At 73.8% G+C, this 26,546-nt stretch carries 21 protein-coding genes and 1 riboswitch; of the genes, 14 read left to right on the forward strand and 7 right to left on the reverse strand.

Annotated elements, in window-relative coordinates; all coding sequences use genetic code 11:
* Positions 1–2: 2 nt before the first annotated feature.
* Entirely contained in the window at positions 3–2,459 is a 2,457-nt protein-coding gene (locus ACFZCD_RS21710) for a DNA topoisomerase (ATP-hydrolyzing) subunit A (RefSeq protein ID WP_391833251.1), read from the reverse strand.
* Positions 2,460–2,696: 237 nt separating this feature from the next.
* On the opposite strand from ACFZCD_RS21710, the gene ACFZCD_RS21715 reads away from it, so the two are divergent.
* From ACFZCD_RS21715 to ACFZCD_RS21730, 4 genes are all read left to right on the forward strand, one after another.
* Entirely contained in the window at positions 2,697–4,064 is a 1,368-nt protein-coding gene (locus ACFZCD_RS21715) for a M16 family metallopeptidase (protein WP_391833976.1), read from the forward strand.
* A gap of 35 nt (positions 4,065–4,099) precedes the next feature.
* A complete protein-coding gene (locus ACFZCD_RS21720; RefSeq protein ID WP_391833978.1) occupies positions 4,100–5,467 on the forward strand; it encodes a M16 family metallopeptidase in 1,368 nt (455 codons plus the stop codon).
* A gap of 214 nt (positions 5,468–5,681) precedes the next feature.
* A riboswitch (cyclic di-AMP (ydaO/yuaA leader) is annotated at positions 5,682–5,837 on the forward strand.
* A 13-nt stretch (positions 5,838–5,850) separates the two neighbouring features.
* Positions 5,851–6,660, forward strand: a complete 810-nt coding sequence (locus ACFZCD_RS21725; protein WP_391833253.1) for a M23 family metallopeptidase — start codon at positions 5,851–5,853, stop codon at positions 6,658–6,660.
* Between the two features lie 233 nt (positions 6,661–6,893).
* Positions 6,894–7,643: a GntR family transcriptional regulator gene (locus ACFZCD_RS21730; protein ID WP_391833255.1), complete on the forward strand. Its 750-nt coding sequence runs from the start codon at positions 6,894–6,896 to the stop codon at positions 7,641–7,643.
* Between the two features lie 206 nt (positions 7,644–7,849).
* On the opposite strand, the gene ACFZCD_RS21735 is transcribed toward ACFZCD_RS21730, so the two are convergent.
* Positions 7,850–8,131 (reverse strand): HPr family phosphocarrier protein, encoded by a 282-nt coding sequence (locus ACFZCD_RS21735; protein WP_391833257.1) that lies wholly within the window; start codon positions 8,129–8,131, stop codon positions 7,850–7,852.
* A 108-nt stretch (positions 8,132–8,239) separates the two neighbouring features.
* On the opposite strand from ACFZCD_RS21735, the gene ACFZCD_RS21740 reads away from it, so the two are divergent.
* The 4 genes from ACFZCD_RS21740 (at position 8,240) to ACFZCD_RS21755 (ending at position 14,200) form a co-directional block, all read left to right on the forward strand.
* Positions 8,240–11,041, forward strand: coding sequence for a GNAT family N-acetyltransferase (locus ACFZCD_RS21740; RefSeq protein ID WP_391833259.1), 2,802 nt, complete (start codon positions 8,240–8,242; stop codon positions 11,039–11,041).
* A gap of 511 nt (positions 11,042–11,552) precedes the next feature.
* Positions 11,553–12,149 carry a DUF5998 family protein gene (locus ACFZCD_RS21745; protein WP_391833261.1) on the forward strand — a complete coding sequence of 199 codons (597 nt, stop codon included), beginning with the start codon at positions 11,553–11,555 and terminating at the stop codon, positions 12,147–12,149.
* Positions 12,149–13,357: an alkaline phosphatase family protein gene (locus tag ACFZCD_RS21750; RefSeq protein ID WP_391833263.1), complete on the forward strand. Its 1,209-nt coding sequence runs from the start codon at positions 12,149–12,151 to the stop codon at positions 13,355–13,357. Before ACFZCD_RS21745 ends, ACFZCD_RS21750 begins: the two co-directional genes overlap by 1 nt.
* 114 nt (positions 13,358–13,471) lie before the next feature.
* The gene (locus ACFZCD_RS21755; RefSeq protein ID WP_391833265.1) at positions 13,472–14,200 is read left to right on the forward strand and encodes a thymidine kinase; all 729 of its coding nucleotides are present in this window, start codon (positions 13,472–13,474) and stop codon (positions 14,198–14,200) included.
* On the opposite strand, the gene ACFZCD_RS21760 is transcribed toward ACFZCD_RS21755, so the two are convergent.
* Complete coding sequence (locus ACFZCD_RS21760; RefSeq protein ID WP_391833267.1) at positions 14,175–15,014, reverse strand: VOC family protein; 840 nt, start codon at positions 15,012–15,014, stop codon at positions 14,175–14,177. The genes ACFZCD_RS21755 and ACFZCD_RS21760 overlap by 26 nt on opposite strands.
* A gap of 292 nt (positions 15,015–15,306) precedes the next feature.
* Here ACFZCD_RS21760 and ACFZCD_RS21765 point away from each other — a divergent pair, with 292 nt between their 5' ends.
* Positions 15,307–16,152: a sulfurtransferase gene (locus ACFZCD_RS21765; RefSeq protein WP_391833269.1), complete on the forward strand. Its 846-nt coding sequence runs from the start codon at positions 15,307–15,309 to the stop codon at positions 16,150–16,152.
* A gap of 182 nt (positions 16,153–16,334) precedes the next feature.
* Here ACFZCD_RS21765 and sepH read toward each other — a convergent pair whose 3' ends face one another.
* Positions 16,335–17,450 (reverse strand): septation protein SepH, encoded by a 1,116-nt coding sequence (gene sepH, locus ACFZCD_RS21770; RefSeq protein ID WP_391833271.1) that lies wholly within the window; start codon positions 17,448–17,450, stop codon positions 16,335–16,337.
* A gap of 348 nt (positions 17,451–17,798) precedes the next feature.
* Between sepH and ACFZCD_RS21775 the strand changes: the two genes are divergently transcribed.
* The gene (locus tag ACFZCD_RS21775) at positions 17,799–18,872 is read left to right on the forward strand and encodes a hypothetical protein (protein WP_391833273.1); all 1,074 of its coding nucleotides are present in this window, start codon (positions 17,799–17,801) and stop codon (positions 18,870–18,872) included.
* Between the two features lie 118 nt (positions 18,873–18,990).
* Here ACFZCD_RS21775 and ACFZCD_RS21780 read toward each other — a convergent pair whose 3' ends face one another.
* A complete protein-coding gene (locus ACFZCD_RS21780; RefSeq protein ID WP_391833275.1) occupies positions 18,991–20,367 on the reverse strand; it encodes a D-arabinono-1,4-lactone oxidase in 1,377 nt (458 codons plus the stop codon).
* Complete coding sequence (locus ACFZCD_RS21785; protein ID WP_391833277.1) at positions 20,297–21,598, reverse strand: MFS transporter; 1,302 nt, start codon at positions 21,596–21,598, stop codon at positions 20,297–20,299. The genes ACFZCD_RS21780 and ACFZCD_RS21785 overlap by 71 nt, the downstream gene beginning before the upstream one ends.
* 141 nt (positions 21,599–21,739) lie before the next feature.
* On the opposite strand from ACFZCD_RS21785, the gene ACFZCD_RS21790 reads away from it, so the two are divergent.
* Positions 21,740–22,867: a ferrochelatase gene (locus tag ACFZCD_RS21790; protein ID WP_391833279.1), complete on the forward strand. Its 1,128-nt coding sequence runs from the start codon at positions 21,740–21,742 to the stop codon at positions 22,865–22,867.
* 14 nt (positions 22,868–22,881) lie between these two features.
* Positions 22,882–23,682: an inositol monophosphatase family protein gene (locus tag ACFZCD_RS21795; RefSeq protein ID WP_391833281.1), complete on the forward strand. Its 801-nt coding sequence runs from the start codon at positions 22,882–22,884 to the stop codon at positions 23,680–23,682.
* Between the two features lie 112 nt (positions 23,683–23,794).
* Here ACFZCD_RS21795 and ACFZCD_RS21800 read toward each other — a convergent pair whose 3' ends face one another.
* Positions 23,795–23,962, reverse strand: a complete 168-nt coding sequence (locus tag ACFZCD_RS21800) for a hypothetical protein (protein WP_391833283.1) — start codon at positions 23,960–23,962, stop codon at positions 23,795–23,797.
* 361 nt (positions 23,963–24,323) lie between these two features.
* Here ACFZCD_RS21800 and ACFZCD_RS21805 point away from each other — a divergent pair, with 361 nt between their 5' ends.
* Together ACFZCD_RS21805 and ACFZCD_RS21810 are read left to right on the forward strand one after the other, a co-directional pair.
* Positions 24,324–24,977, forward strand: coding sequence for a response regulator transcription factor (locus ACFZCD_RS21805; protein WP_030368611.1), 654 nt, complete (start codon positions 24,324–24,326; stop codon positions 24,975–24,977).
* A gap of 5 nt (positions 24,978–24,982) precedes the next feature.
* The gene (locus ACFZCD_RS21810) at positions 24,983–26,245 is read left to right on the forward strand and encodes a sensor histidine kinase (protein WP_391833285.1); all 1,263 of its coding nucleotides are present in this window, start codon (positions 24,983–24,985) and stop codon (positions 26,243–26,245) included.
* Positions 26,246–26,546 lie beyond the last annotated feature (301 nt).

The following is a 26,546-nucleotide window of genomic DNA, read 5'->3' on the forward strand; positions in this document are numbered from 1 at the left end:
GGTCACACCGGGCCGGCCACCGCCTTCACCGGCTTCGCCAGGGGCGTGCCCGAGCCGTCCCGGCGCGGGTCCGGCTCCGGCAGCTCCACCGGGACGCCGTTCGCACCGGCCGCGCGCGCCGGGGCCGCGCCCGCCCAGGCCAGGACCAGGCAGTCCTCGCCCTTGAGGAAGCGCTGGCAGCGCACACCGCCCGTCGCCCGCCCCTTGCGCGGGTACTGGTCGAAGGGCGTCAGCTTCGCCGTGCCGTCCGTGGCGCCGATCAGGCCGCCACGCGCCCCCGCCTGGGTGAACACCACCGCGTCGGCCGCGGGGTCGATGGCCGTGAAGGAGATCACCTTCGCCCCCGACGAGAGCTTGACGCCCGCCATGCCGCCCGCCGCGCGGCCCTGCGGGCGCACCTGCGAGGCCTGGTAGCGCAGCAGCTGGGCGTCGTCCGTGATGAAGACCAGGTCCTCCTCGCCCGTCCGCAGCTCGGCCGCGCCGACGATGCGGTCGCCGTCCTTGAGGGAGATGACCTCCAGCTCGTCCTTGTTGGCCGGATAGTCGGGGACCACGCGCTTGACGACGCCCTGCTCCGTGCCGATCGCGAGCCCCGGCGAGGACTCGTCCAGCGTGGTGAGGCAGACGACCGTCTCGCCGTCATCCAGGGACAGGAACTCCGACACCGGCGCGCCGCCCGCGAGGCTGGGCGCCGCCGCCGTCTCCGGCAGCTGCGGGAGATCGATCACCCGGATCCGCAGCAGCCGCCCGGTGGAGGTGACCACTCCCACCTCGCCCAGGGCCGTCGCCGGCACCGCCGAGACGATCGCGTCGTGCTTGACGCGCTTGGCCTCGCCCGCGGCGGGCGGGAACGGCTCGCCGGTGGCCGTACGGGCCAGCAGGCCCGTGGAGGACATCAGGACGCGGCACGGGTCGTCGGCGACCTGCAGCGGCACCGCCGAGGCCGGGGAGCCCGCCGACTCCAGCAGGACCGTGCGGCGGTCGGTGCCGAACTTCTTCGCCACGTCGGCCAGCTCGTTCGAGACCAGCTTGCGCAGCTCCGCGTCGGACTCCAGGATCCGCGTCAGCTTCTCGATCTCCTCGTTCAGCTTGTCGCGCTCGGCCTCCAGCTCGATGCGGTCGAACTTCGTCAGCCGGCGCAGCGGGGTGTCGAGGATGTACTGCGTCTGCACCTCGGAGAGGGAGAAGCGGGCGATCAGGCCTTCCTTGGCCGCCGCCGCGTTCTCACTCGAACGGATGATCCTGATGACCTCGTCGATGTCGAGCAGCGCCACCAGCAGGCCCTCGACCAGGTGCAGCCGGTCGCGCCGCTTCGTGCGCCGGAACTCGCTGCGCCGCCGCACCACCTCGAAGCGGTGGTCGACGTAGACCTCCAGGAGCTCCTTGAGGCCCAGGGTGAGCGGCTGGCCGTCGACCAGCGCGACGTTGTTGATGCCGAAGGACTCCTCCATCGGCGTGAGCTTGTAGAGCTGTTCCAGGACGGCCTCGGGGTTGAAGCCGTTCTTGATCTCGATGACCAGGCGCAGGCCGTGGGCGCGGTCGGTGAGGTCCTTGACGTCGGCGATGCCCTGGAGCTTCTTCGAGCCGACCAGGTCCTTGATCTTGGAGACGACCTTCTCGGGGCCGACCGTGAAGGGCAGCTCGGTGACGACCAGGCCCTTGCGGCGGGCCGTCACGTTCTCCACGGAGACCGTGGCGCGGATCTTGAAGGTGCCGCGGCCCGTCTCGTAGGCGTCCCGGACGCCGCTCAGGCCGACGATCCGGCCGCCCGTGGGCAGGTCCGGGCCGGGCACGTACTTCATCAGCGTGTCGAGGTCGGCGCCCGGGTGCTTGATCAGGTGCCGGGCGGCGGCGACGACCTCGCCGAGGTTGTGCGGCGGCATGTTCGTCGCCATGCCGACCGCGATTCCGGACGAACCGTTGACCAGAAGGTTCGGATAGGCGGCGGGCAGGGCGACGGGCTCCTGCTCGCTGCCGTCGTAGTTCGGCGCGAAATCGACCGTGTCCTCGTCGATGGACTCCGTCATCAGGGAGGTGGCCGAGGCCATCCGGGCCTCGGTGTACCGCATGGCGGCCGGCGGGTCGTCATTGCCGAGGGAGCCGAAGTTGCCGTGGCCGTCGACCAGCGGGACGCGCATGGAGAACGGCTGCGCCATGCGCACCAGGGCGTCGTAGATCGAGGCGTCGCCGTGCGGGTGGAGCTTTCCCATCACCTCGCCGACGACGCGGGCGCACTTCACGTAGCCGCGGTCGGGGCGCAGCCCCATCTCGTTCATCTGGTAGAGGATGCGGCGGTGGACCGGCTTGAGGCCGTCGCGCGCGTCGGGCAGGGCCCGGGAGTAGATGACCGAGTAGGCGTACTCGAGGAAGGAACCCTGCATCTCGTCGACGACGTCGATGTCGAGGATGCGCTCCTCGAAGTTCTCCGGCGGCGGGGTCTTCGTGCTGCGGCGGGCCATCGCGGCTGCGGCTCCTTCGATCGATTGCCGAGGCAGGGTGCTGACGCGGACCATTGTGGACCGCGCCACTGACAACCCCGGACACGACCCGTCCGTAAGGGGGCACGGCGCCGGGAACTTCGCCGGATGTCAGCGCGCTTGCATACAGTGACAGCACTGTTCATCACGCGAGTCATCGCGCTCGGGTCATCGCGCACGGGCGCGGGATTTCAAGCGATCGAAGGGACGTACATGCCCATGGGTCACACGGCCACGCAACAGGCCGGTACCGGCGGCCTCACAGCGACCGAGCACCGGCTGGCCAACGGCCTGCGGGTGGTGCTCTCCGAAGACCACCAGACCCCGGTCGCCGCGGTCTGCCTCTGGTACGACGTCGGCTCGCGCCACGAAGTCAAGGGCCGCACCGGCCTCGCCCACCTCTTCGAGCACCTTATGTTCCAGGGCTCGGCCCAGGTCAAGGGGAACGGCCATTTCGAGCTGGTGCAGGGCGCCGGCGGCTCCCTCAACGGCACCACCAGCTTCGAGCGCACCAACTACTTCGAGACCATGCCGGCGCACCAGCTGGAGCTGGCCCTGTGGCTCGAGGCCGACCGGATGGGCTCCCTGCTCACCGCCCTCGACGACGAGTCGATGGAGAACCAGCGCGACGTCGTCAAGAACGAGCGCCGCCAGCGCTACGACAACGTCCCCTACGGCACCGCCTTCGAGCGGCTGACGGCCATGGTCTTCCCCGACGGCCACCCGTACCACCACACCCCGATCGGCTCCATGGCCGACCTGGACGCGGCCTCCCTGGAGGACGCCCGCGCCTTCTTCCGCACGTACTACGCGCCGGGCAACGCCGTCCTGTCCGTCGTCGGCGACATCGACCCCGAGCAGACGCTCGCCTGGGTCGAGAAGTACTTCGGCTCCATCCCCGCGCACGACGGCAAGCAGCCCCCGCGCGACGGCAGCCTCCCCGACGTCATCGGCGAGGAGCTCCGCCAGGTCGTCCGCGAAGAGGTCCCGGCGCGCGCGATGATGGCCGCCTACCGCCTCCCGCAGGACGGCTCCCGCGAGGCCGACGCCGCCGACCTGGCCGTCACCGTCCTCGGCGGCGGCGAGTCCTCCCGGCTCCACAACCGCCTGGTCCGCCACGACCGCACCGCCGTCGCGGCCGGCTTCGGCCTGCTGCGGCTCGCCGGCGCCCCCTCGCTGGGCTGGCTGGACGTCAAGGCGTCCGGCGGCGCCGAGGTGGCCGCCATCGAGGCCGCGGTCGACGAGGAGCTCGCCCGCTTCGCCGCCGAGGGGCCGACCCCCGCCGAGATGGAGCGCGCCCAGGCCCAGCTGGAGCGCGAGTGGCTGGACCGGCTCGCCACCGTCAGCGGCCGCGCCGACGAACTGTGCCGCTTCGCGGTGCTGTTCGGCGACCCCCAGCTCGCCCTCACCGCCGTGCAGCGCGTCCTGGACATCACGCCCGAGGAGGTGCAGCGGGTCGCTCAGGCCCGCCTGCGCCCCGACAACCGCGCCGTGCTGGTGTACGAGCCCACGGAGCCCGCCGCCCCCACCGCCGGCGAGAACGCCGGAGCAGCCGACGCAGAAGCAGAAGAGGAGACGGCCAAGTGAGCGACGCCGTGGCCGCTGACCCCGCCCAGCCTTCCATGACCTTCCACCCGCGGCCCCGGGCCGGGGCCCCCGCGCCCTGGGCCTTCCCCGCTCCCGAGCGCGGCACGCTGCCCAACGGCCTCACGGTGCTGCGCTGCCACCGCCCCGGCCAGCAGGTCGTCGCCGTGGACATCAACGTCGTGGCCCCCCTGGACGCCGAGCCCCAGGGCCTCGACGGCGTCGCCACCATCATGGCGCGCGCCCTGTCCGAGGGCACCGACAAGCACACCGCCGAGGAGTTCACCGCCGAGCTGGAGCGCTGCGGCGCCACCCTCGACGCCCACGCGGACCACCCCGGCGTGCGCCTCTCCCTGGAGGTGCCGGCCTCCCGGCTCGCCAAGGCCCTCGGCCTCGTGGCCGACGCCCTGCGCGCCCCGGCCTTCCCCGACAACGAGGTCGAGCGCCTCGTGGGCAACCGCCTCGACGAGATCCCGCACGAGCTGGCCAACCCCGCCCGCCGGGCCGCGATGGCGCTCTCCAAGGAGCTCTTCCCGGCCGCCTCGCGGATGTCCCGCCCCCGCCAGGGCACCGAGGAGACCGTCGCCCGCATCGACGCCGCCTCCGTCCGCGCCTTCTACGAGGCCCACGTCCGGCCCGCCACCACGACCGCCGTGGTCGTCGGCGACTTCACCGGCATCGACCTCGACGCGGCCCTCGCCGACTCCCTCGGCGCCTGGACGGGTTCCCCGGCCGAGCCCCACCCGCTCCCGCCGGTCACCGCCGACGACACCGGCCGCGTCGTCATCGTGGACCGCCCCGGCGCGGTCCAGACGCAGCTCCTCATCGGCCGCATCGGCGCCGACCGGCACGACCGCGTGTGGCCCGCCCAGTCCGTCGGCACGTACTGCCTCGGCGGCACCCTCACCTCGCGCCTGGACCGCGTCCTGCGCGAGGAGAAGGGCTACACCTACGGCGTGCGCGCCTTCGGCCAGGTGCTGCTGTCCTCCCCGGAGGGCACCGGCGCGGCCATGCTGGCCATCAGCGGCTCGGTGGACACCGCCTCCACCGGCCCCGCACTGCAGGACCTGTGGACGGTGCTCCGCACCCTCGCCGCCGAGGGCCTGACGGACGAGGAGCGCGACGCCGCCGTGCAGAACCTCGTCGGCGTCGCCCCGCTCAAGTACGAGACGGCGGCGGCCGTCGCCGGGACCCTCGCCGACCAGGTCGAGCAGCACCTCCCGGACGACTTCCAGGCGCGGCTGTACGAACGCCTCGCCGCGACGGGCACGGTGGAGGCCACCGCCGCCGTCGTGAGCGCGTTCCCGGTCGACCGTCTGGTGACGGTGCTCGTCGGTGACGCCGCGCAGATCGAGGAGCCCGTCCGGGCCCTCGGCATCGGCGAAGTGACCGTGATCACGGGCTGATCCCCGGCGGCCGGCCCACCGGTGGCCCGCCGTCAACCGGCAGGCACGCGCGCCCGCGAGGCGCGCGTGCCTGCCAAATGTCCGGTTTAGCGGAGTGGTTGCACGTCTGCACTGTGGCGTGGGACACAAAATGGTGCTTCTGTTTGCCGATCGAAAGTGACGGCGTCTAGCGTCAAAGCGGCTGTCCGTCCGATGTGCGTCGCATCCGCGGCCCGGGCAGTCATCGCCGAGTCCCCGTACGGCGCGAGCCAGGGGAGCCGGGGACCCAAGTGTCCCTGGGGTGAATCGGGCCCCTTTCCGGAGGGATCCGTAGGAGACCTTCCTGCTCCGAACCCGTCAGCTAACCCGGTAGGCGAGAGGGAAGGAAAGGACCAGCCTCACCCATGGCGTTCACTCGTGCCACCGGGAAGCACCGCAAGCCGAGCCGCGCCGTTCGCGTCAGCGCGAACGCGGCAGGCATAGCCACCCTCGCCGCCACCGGTGTCGTCGCGGGCTTCGCCGCTCCGGCGCTGGCCGCGTCCACCGACGACGCCCACCGTTCCACCGAGGACACCGGCCTGACCCAGGCCGTCGTCATCGGCGAGGACACCGCCGGCCGCATCGGCGAGCAGGCCCAGGTCCAGAGCAGCGCCGCTGCCGAGTCCACCGCCGTCCACGAGGCCGAGTCCGCTGCCAAGCAGCAGGCCGCCGACGTGAAGAAGGCCGCGGACGAGGCCAAGCGCAAGGCCGAGGCCGAGCGCAAGGAGCAGGAGCGCGTCGCCCGCGAGCAGGAGCGCAAGCGCCTCAACGCCTTCGTCTCGCCGATCGCCGGCTCCTACGTCTCCACGTCCTACAAGGCCTCCAGCGGCCTGTGGTCCTCCGGCAGCCACACCGGCGTCGACTTCCACGCCGAGACCGGCACCTCGGTCCAGGCCGTGGGCGCCGGCACCGTCGTCGAGGCCGGCTGGGGCGGCGCCTACGGCAACAACGTCGTCATCAAGCACAACGACGGCACGTACACGCAGTACGGCCACCTGTCGTCCATCGGCGTCTCCGTCGGCCAGACCGTCACCGCCGGCCAGCAGATCGGCCTCTCCGGCGCCACGGGCAACGTGACCGGCCCGCACCTGCACTTCGAGGCCCGCACGGGTGCCACGTACGGCACCGACATCGACCCGGTCGCGTACCTCGCCGAGCACGGCGTCTCCGTCTGACGCTCCGGCACCCGGGCGAGTCCTGACGCGCACTCGCCGCACACACGCCTGACGAAGGCCCCGGCCCACCGGCCGGGGCCTTCGCCGTGCCCGAACATCCCCCGCGCCGTGGCCGCCGCCGGCCCCCGTGTTGGCCAAAACATAGCGATGACTTCCCGTGCGCCGTCGGAAATCGCGGTCCGCTGCAATAGAGTCGCTGAACAGGCGTCAATCGGCCGCGTTTCGCGGGGGTTATGCGGAGGTTCACCCATGCGGGGCCGTACGTGAACGGTGAGGGGACAGCGGCTCAGGAAGGCCGTCGCATTTCTGCGCATGCCGTGTGCACGGCGATTCGTGACGACATCGTTTCCGGCACGTTTCCGCCCGGCAGCCGGCTCACCGAGGAAGTCCTCGCACGCCGCTACGGCGTTTCCCGCGTGCCCGTGCGCGAGGCGCTGCGCACCCTCGCCTCGGAGGGGTTCGTGACCACCCGGCGGCACGCCGGCGCGTGCGTCGCGGAGCCCACCGAACAGGAGGCGGCGGATCTGCTGGAGGTCCGCTCCCTGCTGGAGCCGCTGGGCGCCGCGCGCGCCGCGCAGCGCCGCACGGAGGCGCACCTGAAGGTGTTGCGCGGGCTGGTCAGGCTCGGCCAGGAGCGCGCCCGGGGCGGGCGCACGGGCGAGCTGCGGCCGCTGGGGGACTGGTTCGACGAGACGCTCGCCCAGGCGTCCGGCAGCCCCAGCCTCGCGGGGCTGCTCACCCAGCTGCGCCTCAAGATCACCTGGGTGTACGCGGCGGAGCCGCCGGTGCGCCCCGTCGACACCTGGGAGCTGCTCGGCTCCCTCGTGGACGCCGTCGCCCGCGGTGACGCGGAGCGGGCCCGGTCGATCGCCGCGGCCCGTGCGGACCGGGCGCCGGGGGAATTCCGGCTGCGGCGCTTGGTGCCGGCGGCGCGGACGGGGAATGCGGGGCCGGCCGTGAGAACAGTGATCGCCGGTTCTTGAAGCGCGTGCGCGCATTAGTGACCGGAGTTCGTTTCGCCCGGGACTTCATCCGTGGTTACCGAAGGAAATGTTCTCCGGCTGAACTCGTGCCTATGGAATGGTCTGCCGTCATCGCCGGAAAGCCATGGATTTCGCGCGGGAACGACAACGGGGCCACGGCGGCCTCAGTCGGCCGCCGCGGCCCCGCCGCGGGTGATTCCGTCGGATCAGACGGTCTCCGGAAGCTCCTCGAGACCCTCGGCGACCAGCTTCGCCAGGCGCTCCAGCGCCGCCTCGGCACCCTCGGCGTCGCTCGCCAGGACGATCTCCTCGCCACCCTGGGCGCCCAGGCCCAGCACGGCCAGCATGGAGCCGGCGTTGACGGGGGTGCCGTCGGCCTTGGCGATCGTCACGGGGACGCCGGCGGCGGTCGCCGCACGGACGAAGATCGACGCGGGGCGGGCGTGCAGGCCCTCGGCCCAGCCGACGTTGACGCGGCGCTCAGCCATGGTGTGTGCCCTTCAGGTCGTAGGGGTTGTCTAGACCAGTGTCTCACGGTGCCCGGAGTGCTCCGGCGCAGCGCTCCGGCTGTCGGTGCCCGGCCTTACGCTGGCCCCATGCAGACGCCGCCAGCGCACGCCGGGCAGCAGTCCGGGCACGAGCACGCGTACCCCGCCCACTGGGAAGCCGATGTCGTGCTGCGCGACGGTGGCACCGCGCATCTGCGTCCCATCACGCCCGACGACGCGCAGCGCCTCGTCAGCTTCTACGAGCAGGTCTCGGACGAGTCGAAGTACTACCGCTTCTTCGCCCCCTACCCCCGCCTCTCCGACCGGGACGTGCACCGCTTCACCCATCACGACTACGTGAACAGGGTCGGCCTCGCCGCCACGGTCGGCGGCGAGTTCATCGCCACCGTCCGCTACGACCGCATCGACGGCCGCGGCATGCCGGCCTCCGGGCCCGCCGAGGAGGAGGCCGAGGTCGCCTTCCTCGTACAGGACGCCCACCAGGGCCGCGGCGTCGCCTCCGCCCTCCTGGAGCACATCGCGGCCGTGGCCCGGGAGCGCGGCATCCGGCGCTTCGCCGCGGAGGTGCTGCCCGCCAACAGCAAGATGATCAAGGTCTTCACCGACGCGGGCTACACGCAGAAGCGCAGCTTCGAGGACGGCGTCGTCCGCCTCGAACTGGACCTGGAGCCCACCGACCGCTCGCTCGCCGTCCAGCGGGCCCGCGAGCAGCGCGCCGAGGCCCGCTCGGTCCAGCGGCTGATCGCCCCCGGCTCCGTCGCCGTCATCGGCACCGGCCGGGCGCCGGGTGGCATGGGGCGCACCGTCCTGCGCAACATCCTGGCCGCCGGCTTCACCGGGCACGTCCACGCCGTCAACCACGCCTTCCCCGAGGGCACCATCCGGCTCGACCCCGAGGGCGTGCCCGCCCACCGCTCCGTCCTCGGCATCTCCGGCCCCGTCGACCTCGCCGTCGTGGCCGTGCCCGCCGAGCAGGTGCCCTCCGTCGTCGCCGAGTGCGGCGAGCACGGCGTCCAGGGCCTCGTCGTCCTCTCCGCCGGCTACGGGGAGAGCGGCGCCGACGGGCGCCACCGGCAGCGCGAGCTGGTGCGCCAGGCCCGCTCGTACGGGATGCGCATCATCGGGCCCAACGCCTTCGGGCTCATCAACACCGCCGCCGGCGTCCGGCTGAACGCCTCCCTGTCGCCCGAGCTGCCCGCCGCCGGGCGCATAGGGCTCTTCAGCCAGTCCGGGGCCATCGGCATCGCCCTGCTCGCCGGGCTGCACCGGCGCGCCGCCGGGCTCGTCGGCATCTCCAGCTTCGTCTCCGCGGGCAACCGCGCGGACGTCTCCGGCAACGACTTCCTGCAGTACTGGCACGACGACCCCGACACCGACCTCGTGCTCATGTACCTGGAGTCCATCGGCAACCCCCGCAAGTTCACGCGGCTCGCGCGGCGCACCGCCGCCCGCAAGCCGGTCGTCGTCGTCAAGGGCGCCCGGCACGGCGGCGCCGCGCCCACCGGGCACGCCGTCCCGACGACCCGGATCCCCGACGCCACCGTCTCCGACCTGCTCCGGCAGGCCGGCGTCATCCGCGTCGACACGGTCACCGAGCTCGCCGACACCGGGCTGCTCCTCGCCTCCCAGCCGCTGCCCGCGGGGCCGCGCGTCGCCATCCTCGGCAACTCCGAATCCCTCGCCCTGCTCACCTACGACGCCTGCCTCACCGACGGGCTGCGGCCCCAGCCGCCGTACGACCTGACCACCGGCGCCCGGCCCGCCGACTTCCGCCGCGCCCTGGCCGGGGCCCTGGCGGACGAGGAGTGCGACGCCGTCGTCGTCACCGCCATCCCCTGGGTCGGCGACGCCTCCGCGGCGGACCTCGCACGGGCGCTGCGGGAGGCGGTCGCCGCCGCGCCCGGCGCGAAGCCGGTCGCCGTCGTGCACCTGGAGATCCCGGGGCTCGCGGAGGCCCTCGCGGAGCCGGCCGGGGAGGACGACGGGGAAGCGGCCGTACGGATACCCGCCTACCCCGCCGCCGAGCGGGCCGTCCGGGCGCTCGCCGAAGCCGCGCGGTACGCGCGCTGGCGGCGGCTCGCCGCCGAGCCCGGGCGGGTGCCCGAATACGACGACATCGACGAGGCGGGGGCCGCCGCCGACATCGACGTGCTCCTGGAGGCCCACGGGGCGCTCCTCGCCCCGCCGCCCGAGGGGCCGCGGGCGGTCACCCTCTCCGCGCCCGACACCCAGCGGCTCCTCGCCCGCTACGGCATCGCCGTGATGCCCGCCCTGCCGGCGCCCGACCCCGACAGCGCTGTGCGGGCCGCCGCGCGGCTCGGCTTCCCCGTCGCCCTCAAGCCCACGGCGCCGCACCTGCGCCACCGCGCCGACCTCGGGGGCGTCCGGCTCGACCTCGGCGGCGAGGCGGAACTGCGCCGCGCCTACGCCGAATTGACCGAGCTCCTCGGCAAGCCCGAGGAGCTCCGGCTCGTCGTGCAGTCCATGGCGCCGCGCGGCGTCGACACCGTCGTCCGGGCCGCGATCGACCCCGCGGCCGGCGCGGTGCTCTCCTTCGGGCTCGCCGGGGCGCCCTCCCTGCTGCTCGGCGACACCGCCCACCGGCTCGTCCCCGTGACCGACCGGGACGCCGCCGAGCAGATCCGCTCGATCCGGACCGCGCCGCTGCTGTTCGGCTGGCGGGGCGCGACGCCGGTCGACACCCGGGCGCTGGAGGAGCTCCTGCTGCGGGTCTCCCGGCTGGTCGACGATCACCCCGAGGTCGTCGGCGCCGACCTGGAACCGGTGATCGTCGCACCCCACGGCGTCCACGTCCTCGGCGCCACGATCCGCCTCTCCCCGGCCCCGGCCCGCACGGACCTGGGCCCCCGCAGCCTGCCGGTGGTCTGACAGCAACAGCCCACCGGGGGCCGGGGGCCACGACGACAGACACCCGGTCCGGCACCGCCGGGCTGCGCCGCGGGGGCGCCCGAGCGGGCGTGCGCGGCGACTCCTGTCCGCCGCGATGGTGCTGTCCGGCGGTGTTCGTTGCCGCCTCGGGCGTGTGCGCCCGGTTCCGCTTGAGCCCGTCGCGGCACCGCCGGGCTGCGCCGCGGTGGCTTGCCGCCGTTGCGGCGGGAGTGGATGGCGGGGGCGTCCGGGCAGGCAGGCATCGGCAACGCCTGTCCGCTGCGGGTCCGGATGGTGGGGCCGCCTCAGTCGGTGCGTGGCAGCTTCGGTGGCGGTGGCGTGCGGGCCCCGGGTGCGAGGCCGGCCCCGGGGCCGGGCCGGGGTCCGGGCCGGGTTCGGGTGGGGTGGGAGGGGACGGGGGTGTGATGCCCGTCCCATCCAGCCGGCCTCGGCAGAGGCCGGCGTCGCCGCATCGGGCGGTCAGGCCCCGTGGGCCCCTTAGGATGGGCTTATGGCGAAGACCGGTACGACGACCCAAGGGCTGCGCGCGGCGATCGAGCGCAGTGGCTACTACCCGGCCCTCGTGGCCGAGGCGGTGGAGGCCGCAGTGGGCGGGGAGCCGGTCGTGTCGTACCTGGTCCACCAGGAGACGACGTTCGACTCCAACGAGGTGCGCCGCCACGTCACGGTCCTCGTCCTCACCGGCAACCGTTTCATCGTCAGCCACACCGACGAGCAGGCCGCCGACGGCACGTCGCCGTCCCCCTACGCCACCACTTCCACGGAGTCCGTGAAGCTGGAGCGGATCTCCTCGGTCGTGCTGAGCCGCGTCGTCGCCAACCCCGAGTCGTACACGCCGGGCACCCTGCCCCGCGAGGTCGTGCTGAACATCGGCTGGGGCGCCGTGTCCCGGATCGACCTGGAGCCCGCGGCCTGCGGCGACCCCAACTGCGACGCGGACCACGGCTACACCGGCTCCTCCACGGCCGACGACCTGAGCCTGCGCGTCAGCGAGGCCGGCGACGGCCCGGACACCGTGCGCCAGACCCTGGCCTTCGCCCAGGCGCTCTCCGAGGCCACTGCGGCGACCCCGGCGACCAACCGCTGATGTCCCATCCGATGACGGCGGGCTCCGCCTGGCACGAGCCCGCCCCGCTCGATCCCCGCACGGCCCCGCTGCCCCGCTACGGCACGGGCTCGCTGGCCGATCTGCTGCCCTCCGTCGTGGCGGGCATGGGGGTCCCGGGCTTCCCGGCGGGCCTGGAGCTCGCCCCGGCCGACCGCGTGTGCGTCTTCCTGATCGACGGCCTGGGCTGGGAGCTGCTGCGCGCCCACCCCGCCGAGGCCCCGTTCCTGCACTCGCTGATGGCGGGCTCCCGCAACGGCACCGGCGACCCGCTGACCGCGGGCTTCCCGTCCACCACGGCGACCTCCCTCGCCTCGGTCGGCACGGGGCTCCCGCCGGGCGCCCACGGCCTGCCCGGCTACACGGTCGCCGACCCGGCCACGGGCCGGCTGATGAACCAGCTGCGCTGGCGCCCGTGGACCGACCCGCACGCCTGGCAGCCGTACCCGACGGTCTTCCAGCTCGCGGACGCGGCGGGCGTGCACACCTGCCAGGTCTCCGCCCCGGACTTCCAGCACACCCCGCTGACGAAGATCGCGCTGAGCGGCGGCACGTTCCACGGCCGGCTCTCCGGCGAGGAGCGGATGGACTTCGCCGCCGACCGCCTCGGCGCCGCGGACCGCTCGCTCGTCTACACGTACTACAGCGACGTCGACGGCAAGGGACACCGCTTCGGCGTCGACTCCGACGAGTGGCGCGGCCAGCTGATGTACGTCGACCGGCTCGCCCAGCGTCTCGCCGAGCAACTGCCGCCCCGCTCCGCCCTGTACGTCACCGCCGACCACGGCATGATCGACATCCCCTTCGACCCGGAGTCGCGCATCGACTTCGACGAGGACTGGGAGCTCCGCGCGGGCGTCTCCCTGCTCGGCGGCGAGGCGCGCGCCCGCCACGTCTACGCCGTGCCCGGTGCGGCGGCCGACGTCCTCGCCGTGTGGCGGGAGGTGCTGGGCGAGCAGATGTGGATCGCGAGCCGCGACGAGGCCATCGAGGCGGGCTGGTTCGGCCGGCCCGGCGACGGCGTGGACGACCGCGTGTACGGCCGGATCGGCGACGTGGTCGCCGCCGCCCGTGACGACGTCGCGATCGTCGCCACCGAGACCGAGCCGAACGAGTCCGCGATGGTGGGGCTGCACGGCTCCATGACGCCCGTCGAGCAGCTCGTGCCGCTCCTCGAAGTGCGCCCCTGACCGGCCGGCAGTCCGTAGCCGCGGACCGCAGTCTCAGCCGCCCGTAGCTTGCAGCCCGTAGCCCGTACGACACCCCCCACAACGCCCCGACCTATGAAAGGCATTGGCTTCCCCATGCCCGAGCTGGTGTTCTTCTCCGGAACCATGGACTGCGGAAAGAGCACCCTCGCTCTGCAGATCGAGCACAACCGCTCGGCCCGCGGCCTGCAAGGGATGATCTACACCCGCAACGACCGTGCCGGCGCGGGCAAGCTCTCCTCGCGGCTCGGTCTGGTCACCGACTCCGTCGAGGCGGGGGAGGGGTTCGACTTCTACGCGCACATCGTCGCCCACCTGTCCGCGGGCGGCCGCGCCGACTACGTCATAGCCGACGAGGCGCAGTTCCTCGCCCCCGAGCAGATCGACCAGCTCGCCCGCATCGTCGACGACCTCGAACTCGACGTCTTCGCCTTCGGCATCACCACCGACTTCCGCACCAAGCTCTTCCCCGGCTCCCAGCGCCTGGTCGAGCTCGCCGACCGCATCGAGGTGCTGCAGGTCGAGGCGCTGTGCTGGTGCGGCGCGCGGGCCACGCACAACGCCCGTACGGTGGGCGGGCAGATGGTCGTCGAGGGCGCGCAGGTGGTCGTGGGCGACGTCAACCAGCCCGAGACCGTGGTCGGTTACGAGGTGCTGTGCCGGCGCCACCACCGCCGCAGGCTGACGTCCGCCGCGGCCCGTGCCGCGGCGCTCTCCCCCGACGTGCTGCCGGTGGACCCGGTCGGCGACGCCGGTGACCCCGCCGAGCGCTCCGCCGGCGGGTCGGTGGACGGCCGCGTCAGCGACCCGTCCGCAGCAGGGTGAAGACCGCGCCCTCCGGGTCGGTGACCGTGGCCACCCGGCCGGCCGGCTCCTCGTGCGGCGGTCGCAGGACCTGACCGCCCAGGTCCGCCACCCGCACCGCCGCGGCGTCGGTGTCCGCGACCTCGAAGTACGTCATCCAGTACGGGCCCCGCTGCCGGGACAGCTCGGACAGGGCACGGCCGACGCCCTGGATCGCCGCGACCGGGCGGCCGTCCAGGTGCAGCGTGACGTAGTCGGTGGTCTCCGCCTCCGCCGAATGGGGCGAGTGCGCGGCGTCGGCCGGCTTGACGTCGTAGCCGAACAGGGACCGGTAGAAGCCGGAGACCGCGGACGCCCGGCGGGTCACCAGCTCGTGCCACGCGGGCGTGCCGGGCACCCCCGTGAGCTGCGCGCCCGTCAGCTTCTGGCCCTGCCACACGCCGAACGGCGCCCCGGCCGGGTCGCACGCGAGCACCAGCCGCCCCGCGTCCTCCGCGGACAGCGGGCCGACCCCCACCGTGCCGCCCAGGCAGCGGATCCACTCCGCGGCCTCGTCGGCGTCGTCACTGGCGAGGTACGTGGTCCAGGCGGTCGGCAGCCGCACGCCGGGCGCGAGCTCGCCCAGGCCGGCGACGTCCCGGCCGTCGATCGTGGCGCGGACGTAGGGGCCCAGCTGGCGCGGCCCGGGGCTGTAGAACGCCCAGCCGAACAGACCTCCGTAGAACTCCTGGATGGACTCCAGGTCGTGCGCCAGGAGACTCGTCCAGCACGGGCTGCCCGGCGCCTGCCGGGCCTCCCGCGCTCCTGGCCGGGGCGAGCCCCAAACCTCGGTCATGTCACTCTCTCCTCGGACCCTCGTGGTGGCCGCGCGTCCCGCGCCGGGCCGCGGCGCGCGGGGGTGGTACGGGACGGGGCACGACCAGATGGTTGCACCACCGGCCGCCGCGCGCCCCCCGGCCGCGCCGGGATTCCCGGGTTCCCGAAGGAGAATGCCCGCAATCGCGGGGCAGTACCGTTCCGGCGCCCGCGGGCGCCGCGGTGAGCGGAGGCGCCCAGTATCGATCAGGTGTGCGCGGCCTCGCCAGAGGCCCGTTGACCGCACGTCCGGCTACGTCAGGATGGGGTCCATGAATCCCATCATCAGCGCAGCCGAACTCATGGACCGTGTGGACGCGTCGGCGAGCGGGCAGCCGCCGGTCCTGCTGGACGTCCGTTATCAGCTCGGGGGTCCGCCCGGGCGGCCCGAGTACGAGGCGGGGCACATCCCCGGCGCGGTCTTCGTGGACCTTGAGAGCGAACTCGCCGGGCCCGCGGGGAAGCAGGGCCGGCACCCGCTGCCGGACCTCGCGGTCTTCGCCGCGGCGATGCGCGGGGCCGGCGTGGGCTCGGACACCGAGGTCGTCGTCTACGACGGGGGACAGGGCTGGGCGGCCGCGCGGGCGTGGTGGATGCTGCGCTGGGCCGGGCACCCGTCCGTCCGGGTCCTCGACGGGGGGCTCGCGGCCTGGCGCGCGCAGGGCGGCCCGGTCACGGACGAGCGGACGCCCGTGCGCGAGGGCGACTTCGTTCCGCAGCCGGGAGCGCTGCCCCTGCTCGACGCCGACGGCGCGGCGGCGCTGGCCCGCCGCGGGCTGCTGCTGGACGCCCGGGCGGGGGAGCGCTACCGGGGCGAGGTGGAGCCGATCGACGCCGTCGCGGGCCACATTCCGGGGGCGGTCTCCGCACCGACCACGGAGAACGTGGCCGCGGACGGGCGGCTGCGCCCCGCGGCGGAGCTGGCGGCCCGCTTCGGCGCGCTGGGGGCCGCGGACGGTGCGGAGGTGGGCGTGTACTGCGGCTCGGGCGTATCCGCCGCGCAGGAGGTGCTGGCGCTGGCCGTCGCGGGCATTCCGGCGGCCCTGTACGTCGGCTCGTGGAGCGAGTGGTCGTCCGACCCGTCGCGGCCCGTGGCCACGGGCCCCCAGCGGGGCTGATCCCACGGCCGACCGGCCGATCGGGTGGCCGGCGGGTTGCCGTTGCGGCGGGGGAGGGGGCGCGCACACGCTCCGGGGCGGCCGTGGGCGGTCCGGCGGCCGGGGTCCTGCCGGTGCGCGCTGACGTCGGCGCCCCCGGCCGCACGGACCGGGGGCTTGACGGGGAGTCACTGCCGTAGTGGTTACTCCTGTTTCTTGCGGCGGGTGCCGAAGACGATCTCGTCCCAGCTGGGGACCGCCGCGCGGCGGCCCGGACGGACCCCGTCGGCCTCGGCCTGACGGTCCGTCGTACCGGTCAGGCGGTCGCGGTGACCGGCCACGGACCGTGGCATCAGGACGTCCGCATACGCGGCGCCCGCACTTGCGGCCGGTGCCGGGGGCTCGACGGTCTCCGGCATCTCGGACGGATCGTCAGCGGCCTGCACGGCCGTGGCCGTTTCGGGCACGACCATGTCGCCGCGGAAGCTCGGGACGGCTTCGAGCAGGCTCGTCAGCGAATCCCGCTCCCGCTCCCGTTCCTTGCCGGACTCCTCGGCGGACTCCGCCTCCTGCTCCGGCGCCGCCGGAGGGCCGGAGGACGACTGCCGGTCCTGCCGGTCCTGACGCTCCTGCCGGTCCAGCGACCGGTCGAGGGGCCGGTCCCGGGGCAGCCGCGCGATCCGCGGCACGAACGGGAAGCTCGGCTCGGGCGTGTCGTCGGTCTCGCCGATGAGCGCGCGGGCCTCGTCGTCCATCGCTTGAACGATCCGCCTCGGCGGGTCGTACGACCAGCTCGCCGCGTGGGGCTCACCTGCCGCCCGGTAGACGAGCAGGACCTCCCACGTGCCGTCGTCCCGGCGCCAGGAGTCCCACTGCGCGGTGTCCTTCTCGGCCCCGCGCAGCATGAGCCGCTCGGCGACGGCCTCGCCGAGGAGCGGGCCGGTGTTCTCGCCCGGGCGGCGCACGGCCGTCTTGCGGGCGCGCTCGGCCATGAACGCGCGCTCGGCCAGGACCGGGCCCTCGAACCGGCGCACCCGCTCGACGGGGATGCCCGCGAGCTGCGCCACCTCCTCCGCGGAGGCTCCTGCACGTATCCGCGCCTGGATGTCGCGGGGGCGGAGATGGCTCTCCACCTCGATCTCGATCTGCCCCAGGCGAGCACGGTCGTTGCGCACGGCGGCGCGCAGCCGCTCGTCGATGGGAAGGGTGTACTCCGTGCTGTCCGCAGCCTTGAGCACCAGCCGTGTGCCGTCGTTGGAGACGGCCACGACACGCAGTTCGGGCATGGGGACCTCCCGGGTGGTGCCTGCCGACGTCACGTGCGTCGCTGCTTCCGCTAGTCGAGTGTGGCCTGCCCGGGTGCAGCCTGCCACAACATTGCCGAGTTGACGGGGGTGAGAGCCGCTCGGGCCCCGCCCGTTGGGTCCGGGCAGCCGGACGGGACACCGGGGCCAGGGCTCGCCACAGTACTCCATTCGGGCCACTGGGGGTGGAATGGCGCGCCATCGAAGTTCACGCGGGAGAAGGGAGTTGATCGTACCTATCGGGTGCACCGGCGGTTGCGCGGGTGTCGAGGTTCACACAATCGCCAGATCCGGAACTGTTCGTTACGCTCGAATGTCTCTTCTCCCTGCAAGGCGGACCCAAGGGCTACACAGAGGCAGGAGATGGACGGCAAAGGCGAAAGCGAGGCAAAAGCGAAGAACAAGCGTCTGGAACTGAGCCTCGCGCAGGTCGCCGGCAGCGCCCTCGCGGCGGTGATCGCCGCCCTGCTCGCGGGCAAGCTCGGCGTGTACGGCACGGTCATCGGCGCCGGTGTCGTGAGCGTCGTGGCCACGTCCGGCGGCACGATCTTCCACCACTTGTTCAAGCGCACCGGGGAACAGCTCCGCGGGGCGACCGCCCAGGCGGCGAGGCCGAAACTGCGCCAGGTGCCCGTGCGGGACGCGGGCCGGGCCGTCGACCGCGCCGCTGCGGCAGCCCGGCGCGGCGCGCAGGACGACGCCACCCGTGCACTCCCGCCGGCCGACGCCACCCAGATGCTGCCCGCGGCCGGCGACGCGGAGACACGGCTGGTGCACGGGGTGCCACAGGCGCCGGAGCCCGGCGGCGCACACGCGGGCGCGCATGCGGGTGCACGCGCCGGTGATCACTCCTTTGCGTACGCGGACGAGTACACCCCGGCCACGACGCACGGCACCCGCATGCGCGGCTGGAAGCGTCCGCTGCTCGCCGCCGGCGCGGTCTTCGTCCTCGCCATGGGCACGGTCACCGCGGTCGAACTGGTCAAGGGTTCGAGCGCGGACGGCGGCGGCGGGACCACGGTCGGCCAGATCTTCGACGGCGGGAAGGCACAGAAGAAGCAGGATCCGGCACCGGAGCGGCACCAGGGCCCCGGTCGCTCGGACGGCGACGGCGAGCACGAGCGCCGGGACGGCGGCGACTCCGGCTCCTCGCCCGACCCCGACGCGTCCCGTCAGGGCGGCGGTACGGGCGGGAAGTCGCCGGATCCGTCGACGTCCCCGTCCTCCGGCGGCTCCACGCCCGGCCCCAAGCCGGACCCGACGCCGAACCCCTCCACGTCCCAGGACGGCGGCGACGGCAAGGGCGGCAGCGGCTCCGGGACGAGCGGCCAGGGTGCGACGGGCGGGCAGGGCACGCCCACGCCCTCGGCGCAGGGCCAGAACGCGGCGGCGGGGCCGGCCGGGGGTGCGGTGACGACCGCCGGCGCCGTCTCGTAGGCGCGGTCCCCCGTACGGCCGGCCGGGCCTCTCCGGCCGCGGGCCGTGCCCGGCACCGGGCCCGGCAGGCGCCCCGTGCCGGCCGGGGCTTTACTCCCCGGGCATCCGCCCCGGGGCCTTACTCCCCGAGCACCCGCCGCAGGTACGCGTTGCCGAACACCCGCTGCGGGTCCAGCCGGTCCCGTACCGCGGTGAACTCCGCGAACCGCGGATAGGCCGCCGCCAGGTGCCCCGCGTCGCGGCTGTGCAGCTTCCCCCAGTGCGGCCGCCCCCCGTGCGCCGTCATGATCTGTTCGGCGGCCCGGAAGTACGCCTGATGAGGGGTGCCCTTGTACATGTGCACGGCGATGTAGGCGGTGTCCCGGCCGTAGGCGGTGGACAGGGGGATGTCGTCGGCCGGGGCCGTGCGGACCTCGACCGGGAAGGACACGCGCAGCCGCGAGCGCGCGATCGCGGCCCGCAGCTCGCGCAGCGCCGGTATCGCCGCCTCGCGGGGCAGCGCGTACTCCATCTCCAGGAAGCGGACCCGGCGCGGGCTGGTGAAGACCTTGTACGGGACGTCCGTGTAGGTGCGGGCCGACAGGGCGCGGCCGGTGAGCCGGGCGATGGCCGGGACGGCGGCGGGGGCGGCGCGGCCCACGGCGCACAGGGCGCCGAAGAGGCCGTTCGAGAGCAGCTCGTCCTCGGCGAAGGCGCCGATCCGGCCGAGCGGTGCCGCGGGGCCCGCGCTGCGGTTGTTGCGTTTGGTCATGCAGCCGGTGGTGTGCGGGAACCAGTAGAACTCGAAGTGCTCGTTCTCGGCGACCAGCTGGTCGAACTCGTTCGTGACCCGGTCGAGCGGCATCGGCTCCTCACGGGCCCGGAGCAGGAACTCCGGCTCCACCGCGAACGTGAGGGCGGTGATCACCCCCAGGGCGCCGAGCCCGAGCCGGGCGGCCGCGAAGACCTCCGGGTTTTCGTCCGCGGAGCAGGACAGCACCGAGCCGTCCGCCGTGACCAGCTCCAGGCCGCGGACCTGGGCCGCGAGCGAGGCGGAGTCGCGGCCGGTGCCGTGAGTGCCGGTGCTGACGGCGCCGGAGACGGTCTGCTCCATGATGTCGCCCATGTTGGCCAGCGACAGGCCGTGCGCGGACAGGGTGCGGTTCAGCTGCCGCAGCGTCGTGCCGGCCCCCACCGTGACCGTGCCCGCCGCGCGGTCCACGGCGCGCAGGCCGCCCAGGCGCTCGGGGCGGAGCAGCAGGCCGTCGGTGGCGGCCGCGGCGGTGAACGAGTGACCGGTGCCGGCCGCCTTCACCCTCAGGCCGTCCGCCGCGGCCCGGGCGACCGCCTCCGCGACCTCTTCCGCCGTCGCCGGGGAGACCGAGCGCGCGGGGCGTGCGGTGACGTTCCCCGCCCAGTTGCGCCATCCGGGTGTCCCGGCCCCCTCAGGCGACGACGCCCTCGCTGCGGTCGCCCCGGCCTTCGTGCCCGCCGTCGTTCCGGTCGTCTCCGTCATGCGCGTCAGACCCTCCCCTTGCCTGCGGCACAGGTGCCCCCGGCCGCTGCTCTGCCTGCGTGCGGAGCCGGCGGTACCCCAGGAACGCGACCGCCGCCGCGACGGCCCCCGCCACCCCGGACACCGCGTACCCCGCGGCGGCGCCGCGGGCGTCGACCACCCAGCCGGCGGCCGACGACCCCAGTGCCACGCCGACCGCGAGACCCGTGCTCGTCCAGGTCATGCCCTCGGTCAGCTGCGCGCGCGGTACGTGCTGTTCGACCAGGGCCATCGTCGTCACCATGGTCGGCGCGATCGACAGCCCCGAGACAAAGAGCGCCACGGCCAGGAACGGCAGGTTCCCGACCAGTTGGAGGGGGATCATACTCACGGCCATCGCACACACGCCCACGAGCCAGCGGCGGGCCATCTCCCCCTTCAGCGGCAGGAGTCCGAAAACCACCCCCGCCGCGCAGGAGCCCAGCGCGTACGTGGCGAGCACCAGGCTCGCCATGCTCTTGTGGCCCTGCTCCTCGGCGAAGGCGACGGTCACCACGTCGCAGGTGCCGAAGATCATGCCCGTCGCGACGAACGTGGCCACGAGGACCTGCAGGCCGCGCGAGCGCAGCGCACCGCCGCGCGCCCGCTCTCCCTGCGGGTGCGGCTCGGGCTCGGTGCCGCGCTGGGCGGTCAGCCAGAACACGCCGACCGCGAGGAAGCAGGTGGCCAGCAGCGGACCCGCCTCCGGGAACCACTGCGTGCAGAGGCCGATCGACAGGATCGGGCCAAAGATGAAGCACACCTCGTCGACGACGGACTCGAAGGCGTAGGCCGTGTGGAGCTGCGGGCCGCCCCCGTAGAGGGCGGCCCAGCGGGCGCGCACCATGGAGCCCACGTTCGGCACGCACCCGGCGCACGCCGAGAAGACGAACAGCGTCCAGTCGGGCCAGCGCTGCTGCGCGCTCAGCAGCAGCCCCGCGGCGGCGACCAGGGTCAGGAGGGTCACCGGGCGCAGCACCCGGCGCTGCCCGTGCCGGTCGACGAGCCTGGATATCTGGGGCCCGAGCACCGCGGCCGAGATGGCCAGGGTCGCCGAGAGGGCGCCCGCCAGGCCGTAGCGCCCGGTGATCTGGGAGACCATCGTGACCACGCCGATGCCGAACATGGACAGCGGCATCCGGCCCAGCAGGCCGGCGGCCGAGAAGCTCCGGGTGCCGGGGGCGGCGAAGATCGCGCGGTACGGACTGGGCAACGACGGCTCCCGGGGAGGTCGGAGGCGGTACGGAAGAGGGTGCCGTAAGGGACGTAGGTGGCTCATACAGCTTACGGGGGTGCGTTTGTGCGGCGCACCGCCATTTCCTGCCTGTCAGTGACGAGTGGCAGGATCTGACGCATGTCGGATCAGCCAGCGCACGCCCCCTACGACGCCCTGCTGTTGCTCTCCTTCGGCGGCCCCGAGGGCCCGGACGACGTCGTCCCGTTCCTCGAGAACGTCACGCGCGGGCGCGGCATCCCCCGCGAGCGCCTCAAGGAGGTCGGGCAGCACTACTTCCTCTTCGGCGGCGTCAGCCCGATCAACGACCAGAACAGGGCGCTGCTCGCCGCCCTGCGCAGGGAATTCGCCGAGCACGCCCTGGACCTGCCGGTCTACTGGGGCAACCGCAACTGGGCGCCGTACCTGACCGACACCCTGCGCGAGATCGCGGCCGACGGCCACCGCCGCGTGCTCACCCTCGCCACCAGCGCCTACGCCTCGTACTCGGGCTGCCGCCAGTACCGGGAGAACCTGGCCGACGCGCTGGCCGCCCTGGAGGCCGAGGGCATCGAGCCACCCCGCGTCGACAAGCTGCGGCACTACTTCAACCACCCCGGCTTCGTGCGGCCCATGGCCGACGCCGTCGTGGCGGCCCTCGCCGAGCTGCCCGAGGCCGTCCGCGAGGGCGCGCACCTCGCCTTCACCACCCACTCCATCCCCACGGCCGCCGCGGACACCTCCGGCCCGGCCGGCGCTCACGGCGACGGCGGCGCCTACGTCGCCCAGCACCTCGACGTCGCCCGCACCGTCGCGGAGGCGGTGCGCGAGGAGACCGGCACGGACCACCCCTGGCGGCTCGTCTACCAGTCGCGCAGCGGCGCCCCGCACGTCCCCTGGCTCGAACCCGACATCTGCGACCACCTGGAGGCCGTGCACGGCGCCGGCGCCCCCGCCGTCGTCATGGTCCCCATCGGCTTCGTCTCGGACCACATGGAGGTCAAGTACGACCTCGACACGGAGGCCGCCGCCAAGGCCGCCGGGCTCGGCCTGCCGGTCGCCCGCGCGGCGACCGTCGGCGCCGACCCCCGCTTCGCCGCCGCCGTCCGCGAGCTCGTCCTGGAGCGCGCCGCGAGCGAGCGCGGGGAGCACCCCGAGCGGTGCGCCCTGGGCGCCCTCGGCCCCTCGCACGACCTCTGTCCCGTCGGCTGCTGCCCGGCCAGGGCCCCGCGCCCCGCGGCCGCCGGAGCCGACAGCCCGTACGCGTAAGGAGTACCAGCACCGTGAGCGACACCCTGAAGGCAGAACTCCTGGCCGTGGCCCTCGAGGCCGCCGACCGCGCCGGAGCGCTGCTCCGCGACGGACGCCCGGCGGACCTGGGGGTCGCCGCGACGAAGACCAGCCCGATCGACGTCGTCACCGAGATGGACATCGCCGCCGAGAAGCTGATCACCGGCTTCCTCGCCGAGCGCCGCCCCGACGACGGCGTGCTCGGGGAGGAGGGCGCCAGCAGCGAGGGCACCAGCGGCGTCCGCTGGGTCGTCGACCCCGTCGACGGCACCGTCAACTACCTCTACGGCCTGCCGTCCTGGGCCGTGTCCATAGCGGCCGAGATCGACGGCGAGGCCGTCGTCGGCGTCGTGGCCGCCCCGATGCGGGGCGAGACCTACCGGGCCGTCCTCGGCGAGGGCGCCCATCTGGGCGACCGGCGGCTGAGCGTCCGGCCCGCGCCCGCCCTCGACCAGGCGCTGATCGGCACCGGCTTCGGCTACCTCGCCTCGCGCCGCGCCGCCCAGGCGGAGGTCCTGCGCTCCCTGCTGCCGCAGGTGCGGGACATCCGGCGCGGCGGGTCGGCCGCGATCGACCTGTGCGACGTCGCCTGCGGCCGGCTCGACGGCTACTACGAGCGCGGGCTCAACCCCTGGGACTACGCGGCCGGCGCGCTCATCGCCCGCGAGGCCGGCGCGCTGACCGGCGGCCGCCCCGGCGAGCCCGCCTCCACGGAGCTGACCGTGGCCGCCCCGCCGGCCCTCTTCGAACAGCTGCAGGGCCGCCTGGAGGAGCTGGGAGCCTGGCAGGGCTAGCCGGTCCCGGAGCAGGGCGCGACGGGGCCGAGAGGGCCCCTGGGGCCCCGCCTGCGGGCATGACGACGCCCCGGCACCCACAGGGTGCCGGGGCGTCGCCCTAGGGTCCGGATCAGGCCGCGGAGACCTCGACGCCGTGCTCGGCGGCCAGGCGGTGCAGGTCTTCCAGGGCGAACTGCTCCACCTCGGCGGTGTATTCGTCGCCGAGCATGCGGGCCTGGTCCCGTTCGCTGCGGGTGCTCTCTATGCGCTGCAGAATGCCAGCGGTGAACGCGTCCATGGTGCTGCGCCCCCTCGTCGTGGGTCGATGGCACGGGGGTGTGCCGACGGCGAATCGATCGCGCCCCTGCCCTGGCGCGGGCGGGCGTGCCGTAGTGGCGTGCCGCCACTGGGCGTGATCGCGGGTGTGCAAACGTCTTCCCCAACGCCGTCCGCGCGGAAACCTCCCGTCCGGAACCAATCCCCCGGCCGACCGGAAACCGCGCCGCGCCCCCGCCCCCGCGGCCATCCGGAACGACCGGCCGGCCGGTCGGCCCCGGCGCCCCTTACAGCCGGTTTACCGAGGTTCGAGGCAGGATGGAGGCACCCGCAAGGGGTATCTCCAGCCTGCCCGCCCGGGCCCAAAGGGAAGGATCAACGCCGTGCGCGTACTCGTCGTCGAGGACGAGCAGCTGCTCGCCGATGCCGTCGCCACCGGACTGCGCCGGGAGGCCATGGCGGTCGACGTCGTGTACGACGGTGCCGCCGCCCTGGAGCGCATCGCCGTCAACGACTACGACGTGATCGTCCTCGACCGGGACCTGCCCCTCGTGCACGGCGACGACGTGTGCCGCAAGGTCGTCGAGCTCGGCATCCCCACCCGCGTCCTGATGCTCACCGCCTCCGGCGACGTCAGCGACCGCGTGGAGGGCCTGGAGATCGGCGCCGACGACTACCTCCCCAAGCCCTTCGCCTTCAGCGAGCTCACCGCCCGCGTGCGGGCCCTCGGCCGCCGCACCACCGTCGCCCTGCCGCCCGTCCTGGAGCGCGCGGGCATCAAGCTCGACCCCAACCGCCGCGAGGTCTTCCGCGACGGCCGCGAGGTCCAGCTCGCCCCCAAGGAGTTCGCCGTCCTGGAGGTCCTCATGCGCAGCGAGGGCGCGGTCGTCTCGGCCGAGCAGCTCCTGGAGAAGGCCTGGGACGAGAACACCGACCCCTTCACCAACGTGGTCCGGGTCACCGTCATGACCCTGCGCCGCAAGCTCGGGGAGCCCCCGGTGATCGTCACCGTGCCCGGCTCCGGATACCGGATCTGACCCTGATGTCCACCACCCCCACCCCCACCCCCGCGCCCGCACCCCCCGCAGCGCCCCCCAAGCCCACCTGGGACCCGCGGCAGCCCGTCGTGCGGCCCTTCCCGTGGCTGCGCCCCACCATCCGGATACGGCTCACCCTGCTCTACGGCGGGATGTTCCTGATGGCCGGGGTGCTGCTGCTGACGATCATCTACCTGCTGGCGGCCGACGCCCTCACCCAGGGCAACCAGCTGCCGTTCCGGATCCTCAACGCCAACGTCGAGACCAGCGCCAGCTGCCACAGCCTGCCCCAGGGCACCGCGACCAACAGCGACACCTTCATGAACGGCCTGCGGCTGTGCATGGAGCACCAGCGCGCCATGGCCCTCGACGGCCTCCTCAAGCGCTCCCTGCTCGCTCTCCTCGGCCTCGCCGTGATCGCCTTCGCCTTCGGCTACGCCATGGCGGGCCGGGTCCTCTCGCCGCTGGGCAAGATGACGCGGACCGCCCGCCGGGTGGCCGCCACCGACCTGTCCCGGCGCATCGAACTGGGCGGTCCGGAGGATGAGTTGAAGGAGCTGTCCGACACCTTCGACGAGATGCTGGACCGGCTGGAGCGGGCCTTCACCGCGCAGCAGCGGTTCGTGGCCAACGCCTCGCACGAGCTGCGCACCCCGCTCGCGATCAACCGCACGCTGCTGGAGGTCACCCTCTCCGACCCCGGCGCGCCGCCGGAGCTCCAGCAGCTGGGCAAGACGCTGCTGGCCACGAACGAGCGCAGCGAGCAGCTGGTGGAGGGCCTGCTGCTGCTCGCGCGCAGCGACAACGAGATCGTCGACCGCAAGCCCGTGGACCTCGCCGAGGTGGCGTCCCGGGCCCTGGACCAGACGCGCTCGGAGGCCCAGGGCAAGGGCGTGGAGCTGCGCGGGACCCGGCAGCCGGCGGTGGTCCAGGGCAACGGCGTGCTGCTGGAGCGGATCGCGCTGAACCTGGTGCAGAACGCCGTGCGCTACAACACCCCGGACGGCTGGGTCGAGGTCACCACCGAGGCGCAGCCGGGCCAGGCGGTGCTGGTGGTCGAGAACACCGGGCCCGTGGTCCCGGCGTACGAGCTGGACAACATCTTCGAGCCGTTCCGCAGGCTCCGCACGGAGCGCACGGGCAGCGACAAGGGCGTCGGCCTGGGGCTGTCGATCGTGCGCTCGGTGGCCCGCGCGCACGGCGGGCGGATCACCGCGGAGCCGCGCGAGGGAGGCGGGTTGATCATGCGAGTGGTCCTGCCCACCTGAAAATTTCTGCGAGAATAGGGCGGCCGTTGGTTCGCTTTGGGCGGAATTTTCACGTTCCGACCCTTGCTGTGGGTGTGTGGAATCGCTCACACACGCAAACTTCCGGCCATCCACTCTCCGTGATCATCAGGCTCGTCGGAACGCCGGAAAAATGGGGGTTTCCGCAGGTCCTGATCACGGGAAGTACACGTGATGGCGCATCTGCATGCGGCATCCGGACCGTGTACGGTCCGGTTCGCCATCCATCCCCATCACCTCTTCAGGTGTGCGGTTGGGTGTCGATTGAGTAACAGACCTTGAT

The organism is Streptomyces sp. NPDC008001 (assembly GCF_042958085.1).
GTDB lineage: Bacteria > Actinomycetota > Actinomycetes > Streptomycetales > Streptomycetaceae > Streptomyces.